The 6,359-nt window shown below is 42.8% G+C and carries 7 protein-coding genes; 5 read left to right on the top strand and 2 right to left on the bottom strand.

Annotated features, from left to right (window positions below; genetic code table 11):
* The first annotated feature begins 158 nt into the window (after positions 1-158).
* From AACQ17_RS04945 to AACQ17_RS04930, 4 genes are all read left to right on the top strand, one after another.
* Positions 159-521 carry a hypothetical protein gene (locus tag AACQ17_RS04945; RefSeq protein ID WP_026027849.1) on the top strand — a complete coding sequence of 121 codons (363 nt, stop codon included), beginning with the start codon at positions 159-161 and terminating at the stop codon, positions 519-521.
* A gap of 218 nt (positions 522-739) precedes the next feature.
* A complete protein-coding gene (locus AACQ17_RS04940; RefSeq protein WP_094147953.1) occupies positions 740-979 on the top strand; it encodes a hypothetical protein in 240 nt (79 codons plus the stop codon).
* 164 nt (positions 980-1,143) lie between these two features.
* Positions 1,144-2,148, top strand: coding sequence for a response regulator (locus AACQ17_RS04935; RefSeq protein ID WP_013868037.1), 1,005 nt, complete (start codon positions 1,144-1,146; stop codon positions 2,146-2,148).
* Positions 2,149-2,150: 2 nt separating this feature from the next.
* Complete coding sequence (locus tag AACQ17_RS04930) at positions 2,151-2,591, top strand: PAS domain-containing protein (protein WP_017047143.1); 441 nt, start codon at positions 2,151-2,153, stop codon at positions 2,589-2,591.
* 75 nt (positions 2,592-2,666) lie between these two features.
* Here AACQ17_RS04930 and AACQ17_RS04925 read toward each other — a convergent pair whose 3' ends face one another.
* Positions 2,667-3,668, bottom strand: a complete 1,002-nt coding sequence (locus AACQ17_RS04925) for a 2-hydroxyacid dehydrogenase (protein ID WP_017046018.1) — start codon at positions 3,666-3,668, stop codon at positions 2,667-2,669.
* Between the two features lie 565 nt (positions 3,669-4,233).
* Here AACQ17_RS04925 and AACQ17_RS04920 point away from each other — a divergent pair.
* Positions 4,234-5,277: a GMP reductase gene (locus tag AACQ17_RS04920; RefSeq protein ID WP_013868034.1), complete on the top strand. Its 1,044-nt coding sequence runs from the start codon at positions 4,234-4,236 to the stop codon at positions 5,275-5,277.
* A gap of 461 nt (positions 5,278-5,738) precedes the next feature.
* Here AACQ17_RS04920 and AACQ17_RS04915 read toward each other — a convergent pair.
* Positions 5,739-6,359 (bottom strand): response regulator (locus AACQ17_RS04915; protein WP_141201444.1); only part of this gene is annotated, 621 nt, incomplete at its 5' end.

The following is a 6,359-nucleotide window of genomic DNA, read 5'->3' as shown; positions in this document are numbered from 1 at the left end:
GTTGTTAACCACTGATTAACAATTGTTTTATTCTAAGCCAATAAGGAAAAATTGCTTATTTTTTGAACTTGAAATTCTTATTTAATGGAGGAAAATGTATGTAAACTGAGTTTTCGAAAATGAATGGATACTTTCTCATAAAAAGAGAGGTTTACAACATGAAACTAATACTGATTTTAATGGCGTCTGTCTCGGCGGGTGTGGCCTCTGCTGATCACTTTCATTCATTTTTGCTTGGGCTTTACATCGCGTCACTCGCAGTAGGCAGCTGTTACTGGTTTGCGTTTCGAAGTACTAAAGTGCCGGAGTTTGCCCTTTTTCTTCTCATCTGTGGGCTTCTTGCTAAATTGACAGTGACCATTATCGGTGTTGCGTGGGGGATATCGGCGCAATTGATCACATCGCCTTTTATCTTTGCTTTGTCGTATCTCTTCTTCTCTATTGTCGTGACATACCTCTGGTTCAGTTATCGAGATAAATTAACCTCTGCAATCTCTAAAACAACGGCGCATCACGCGTAGCGCACTTAATACATAGCATACATAGCGTCTTTATGCGTAACTTACGCGTAAAATGGTTAATGTGATAGTGAACTAAATTATTCCTGTTAATGCAAAAGGGCTTCCTCACTGGGCCCTTTTGGTGCTTTTGCACTTTAGACTTTTGTCCAAGAGTGGCGCTCATCTTTTCGATATACACTGTTGGCAATGATTATTTATCTCCTGAACAAGGAAGTACTATGGGCATCGGATTATTTTGGGTAGAGAAAGTTATCTTAATGCTGGGCATCATTTTTATTCTGACGAGTATTGTGCGGTATGGTAAACGTAGCCATGACTGGAAAGGTGTCATCACGATGTTTTATCGTCGCATTCCCATGTCAATTGAGGAATATAAGTGGTACCGCTTGGGAGTGGCATTCATTGTTACCGCTATTGTGTTGCGGATTGCTGTACTGACCTTCTGGCCCTCACTATGAGGTTGAAATGAGCGAGCATTGTTGCTTGCTAACCGATGTTTCGCTTGAGTGTGTAGCCTTTTATAACCCCTAAAACTTTTTAATTAATTTTTTGCGCAACTCGCATCTACGCGAGGTTTAGGTATACACTCTATTTATCGAATTAATAAATAGAAGGTGATTACATGTCTTTCCCCGTACTCATCTGTGATGACTCTGCACTGGCTCGGAAGCAGATGGCTCGTTCACTTCCCGCCTCTCTAAACGCCGATATTACTTTCGCAGTCCATGGTTTAGATGGCATTAAAAATCTTGAAGAGCATGATTTTAAATTAATGTTCCTCGATTTAACTATGCCTGAACTGGACGGCTACGGAACGCTAGAAGAGATGCAACGCAGAGGGATGACAACACCTGTTGTTGTTGTTTCTGGTGATATACAGCCGAAAGCGAAAGATCGAGTATTGGCGTTAGGGGCGCGTGCTTTTATTCAAAAGCCGATTGATAAGGACGTGTTAAATAGCGTACTACGAGAGTTAGTCGAACCGCCAACACAGCCTCGTATCGTTACGCCTATCTCTGTTGAACTACCTATCTTAAAACGTCGTGACATCTATATGGAAGTTGCGAACGTTTCGATTGGTCGAGCAGCTGATGCTCTGGCGCGGCACTTTGATGTATTTGTTCATTTACCGCTACCAAACGTCAATATTTTTGAAGTGAGTGAGCTACATATGGCACTTCGTGACTTGGCAGAAAATGATCAAGTTTCTGGTGTATGTCAAGGCTTTAGCGGTGAAGGCATTGCAGGTGAAGCACTGGTGCTCTTGAGTGATTCCAGTGTTTCTGACCTAAAAAAATTAATGAAAGTGCCAGCAGACAGTGAAGAGCTTGAAGAATTAGAACTGTTAATGGATGTATCAAACATATTAGTTGGTTCTTTTCTGAATGGATTAGGCGAGCAATCGGAGGTGCGTTTTTTTCAAAGCTCTCCAGTATTGCTTGGGCAACACATCTCCATTGACTCTGTGATCAATTCAACCGCTGGATCATTTAAAAAAACGATGACGTTTGAAGTGAGCTACAACATTGATCAAACGACGATCCGCTGTGACTTGCTCTTTATGTTTGTCGATGAGTCTCTTCCGTTGCTAGACAGTAAATTAGCGTACTTGATGGAGGATTTTTAACGATGAATCTCCCTGCAGAATTTGAACAGTTCCACTGGATGGTGGATATGGTGCAGAATGTCGATATGGGGCTGATCGTGATTAATCGTGATTACGAAGTGCAAGTGTGGAATGGATTCATGACACACCACAGCGGTATTCAAGGGCACGATGCGATTGGTAAAACCATTTTTGAACTGTTTCCTGAAATCCCCCAAGAGTGGTTTAAGCTCAAAACTAAACCTGTGTATGACTTAGGTTGTCGTAGTTTTATTACTTGGCAGCAGCGCCCATATCTCTTCAAATGTCGTAATGTTCGCCCTGTCACTCAGCAAGCCGATTATATGTACCAAAGCATTACTTTAAACCCGATGCGAACCACGACGGGTAAAATTAACTCATTGTTTTTATCAATACAAGATGCTACATCTGAAGCGTTAGCCTCTTTACAAATACGTTCATAGAATCAGGGTGTTAATGATTTCGAAGCCTCCTTTTGGTGTTTCATCAAGGAGGCTTCATGTTAGTGATGGGTTTAATTAATCAAGCGTTACAAGCTCATTTCCGCAACGTTGATTGTTTGCAAAGGCACGAATGTTATCCAAAGTTGTCTGAGCGATATTGTGTAGTGCATCTTCAGTCAAAAAGGCTTGATGTCCTGTAAATAGTACATTGTGGCAAGCCGATAGGCGTCTGAATACATCATCGACAATCACATCATTCGACTTATCTTGGAAGAAAAGATCCTTTTCATTGTCGTAAACATCTAAACCAAGAGCGCCGATACGACCTTGTTTCAGTGCTTCAATTGCTGCAACTGAGTCGAGTAATTCACCTCGGCTGGTGTTTACAATCATCACGCCATCTTTCATTTGGGAAAATGCGTGGCTGTTGAGTAAATGGTAGTTCTCTGGCGACATTGGGCAGTGAAGCGTAATCACATCACTTTGTTGGTAGATTTCCTCAAGGCTGCAGTAAGTTGCACCGAGTTCAATCGCCAGAGGGTTCTGATAAGGGTCGAAGCACAGTACCTTCATTCCCAACCCTTTCAAAATACGCATTGTGGCAATACCAATTTTTCCTGTGCCAACAACTCCCGCGGTTTTACCGAAGAAGTTAAACCCGACCAACCCCTCTAATGAGAAGTTAGCGTCTCGGGTACGTTGGTACGCCTTGTGAAAGCGGCGATTCAAACACATCATCATTCCTACCGTGTGCTCTGCCACCGATTCTGGTGAATATGCAGGCACTCGCACCACTTGAATACCCAGCTCTTTTGCGGCATCGAGATCGACTTTATCAAATCCGGCACAGCGCATTGCGATAAGCCTCGTCCCATTTTCATACAATTGGCTCAATACTGGGCGACTTAAGTCGTCATTCACAAAGGCACACACCACAGTGCATCCTTGGGCCATTTTAGCTGTGGCTGGGGTGAGTCGAAAATCGTGAAAGTGCAGCGAGAAGATCTTTGTATCACTGACCTCTGAGAAAGAACTCGCGTCATAAGATTTTGCGCTGAAAAATGCAATGTTGATCATGTTCTCTTCCTAATTAGACTTATAATTTTCACTATAAATACGCCTAATATCACAGAAAATAAACCACAAAATAACTATGTCTTTGGGATGGTAGGAGTTGCGGTGTGATGTCACTAAAATCGAAAACGGACGGATTAATGATAAAAATTCACCACAATCTGTAAAAATCGCCGATAGAAATGTCTGAGTCACCTCTTCTGTGAATGTGACTTACCTCACATTTTCGGCGCAATGCTGAACAAGGTAACGTTTGCTTATTGTATGAAAGCTTTCGCTAAAATGATGCGTTCTTTAATAACGTATTGAAAAATAAAAATTTACACGATGAGTATTTGAGAGAGATGAACTTGAGAAGTGTCGGATATGAAAGTTTCGAGATAGTACCACAAAAAAAATGCAAATATCAGACTTGCCGATAAGAAATCCGGGCCTATAATGCTGAAAACCGGAGCGTCTGCCAACGCTCCGGTTTTTTTGTGTCCAAAATGTACTGACGTCTGCCAACGAAGGTACTACGCACTCTGCAAAAGAGACACAAATGGTCAATTAATCAAGGAATTACATAATGCGTATCGAACAAGAACTTAAGTTAGGTTTTAAAGATGTCCTGTTTCGCCCTAAGCGTTCAACACTAAAAAGCCGTTCTCAAGTAAATTTAACCCGCGATTTTACATTCAAGCATAGTGGGCGTCAATGGTCCGGCGTGCCTGTTATTGCGGCGAATATGGACTCGGTAGGCAGTTTTGCTATGGCGAAGTCACTTGCTGAACATGATGTAATGACAGCGGTTCATAAACATTACTCAGTAGCTGATTGGGCGGAGTTTGTTAAAAACGCCGATACATCAACACTTAAACATGTGATGGTTTCTACTGGTACATCTGATGCTGATTTTCAAAAAACCAAAGACATCATGGCGCTTAGTGACGATCTGATTTTCATCTGTATTGATATTGCTAACGGCTACTCTGAGCACTTGGTTGATTACGTACAACGCGTGCGTGCACAATTTCCAGATAAAGTGATCTCGGCAGGTAACGTTGTCACCGGTGACATGTGTGAAGAGCTCATCCTTGCGGGTGCGGATATCGTAAAAGTTGGTATCGGCCCTGGTTCGGTTTGTACCACGCGCGTGAAAACAGGTGTTGGTTATCCTCAGCTTTCAGCCATTATTGAATGTGCCGATGCGGCGCACGGATTAGGCGGGTGTATCATTGGTGATGGTGGCTGTACATGCGCAGGTGACGTTTCTAAAGCCTTTGGTGGTGGCGCTGATTTTGTCATGCTTGGTGGCATGCTTGCAGGTCATGAAGAGTCTGGCGGCGAAGTGTTTGAAAAAGATGGCGTGAGCTACATGAAGTTCTACGGCATGTCGTCACAGTCTGCAATGGCGAAGCACTCTGGCGGCGTTGCAAAATACCGCGCAGCGGAAGGCAAAACTGTATTGCTACCTTTCCGTGGCAGCGTTCACGACACCATCTCTGACATTCTTGGTGGTGTGCGTTCAACTTGTACTTATGTCGGTGCAGCTAAGTTAAAAGAGTTAACTAAGCGCACCACATTTATCCGCGTACAAGAGCAAGAAAATAACGTGTTTGGCCGAGAGTAAATCAATAGTTTTAACAACCATAATTAATCAGAGCCGCAAAAGCGGCTCTGATTAATTATGCCCCTCACTACGAAGAGTGTATCGCGCTGTTAAAAAGAAAATAATTGCCTAGCAAGAAAAAAGCCGCCAAAAATAGGCGGCTAAAAGTGTGCAAGCAAAGGTGTTGTTTAAGTCGAACCTGTCTTTCGCTACAAACAATAGACTGAAAAGGTGCGGTGCTCAACCCTGTCGCTCATGAAATGAGATGTGAAACAAGGTGAATATGTAATTATTGCATGTATAACTTGCATGGGTTCATTAGATATTCAGCTAGAACTACTTGGGGTCGCTCAGGTCAAGGCTTGGCGAGTGTAGGTAGTAGACGGTTTATAATAGATTATGCGGTTTTAAAATGTCAGCCAGCACTGAAATGGTTTTGGTACTGGCTGAGTTTTATCTGGATGTTGGTGTCTTCAATTACGTCAAATAACCGTTCCACTCTTTGCTGTATGAGCATTGGGTACAACGTCTCTATTTAACCAATGGCTGATTACTTGCCGTAACGCATTTAATGACGTCGGTTTCTCTAAACGACCGTCCATCAGCTTGCTAATCATTTCTAGCTCACGTTCGCCAGATTCACCTGACAGCGCAATGATCGGAACCTGCGGAGAATGCGCCTTAATGATTTGGCTGGCTTCAAAACCATTCATAACTGGCATTTGAATATCCATCAAGATCAAATCGATGGAATTCGCTTTAAAGATTTCTACTGCATTTTCACCGTTGTTTGCCTGCAAGTTGTTAACACCAAGTTGGTTCAGATACATTTGAACTAGTGAGCGTTGTACTTCTTTATCGTCAACGATGAGCACCGTGGGGGCTTTGTCATTGATTAGAAATGGCTTATCGATTGGTTGTATATTGTCAACGGTTCTTTGCTCGGTATTCGGTTTAGGTTGTTGCCAACTTTTGAAATCAGGAGTACGAAGCGAGTCGGCTTGGGGGGCATTGGGTACCATAGGAAAGTATAAGTGGAATTCTGTAAACTCCCCCAGTTTCGATTTGCATTCAACTCGGCCGCCAAAAGAGCGCATGACACG

The sequence above is a fragment of the Vibrio sp. V10_P2A27P122 genome (assembly GCF_963874335.1).
GTDB classification, from domain to species: Bacteria; Pseudomonadota; Gammaproteobacteria; order Enterobacterales; family Vibrionaceae; genus Vibrio; species Vibrio anguillarum.
Note: the sequence above shows the minus strand (reverse complement) of the source record. Positions and strands in the feature narration are given on the sequence as shown.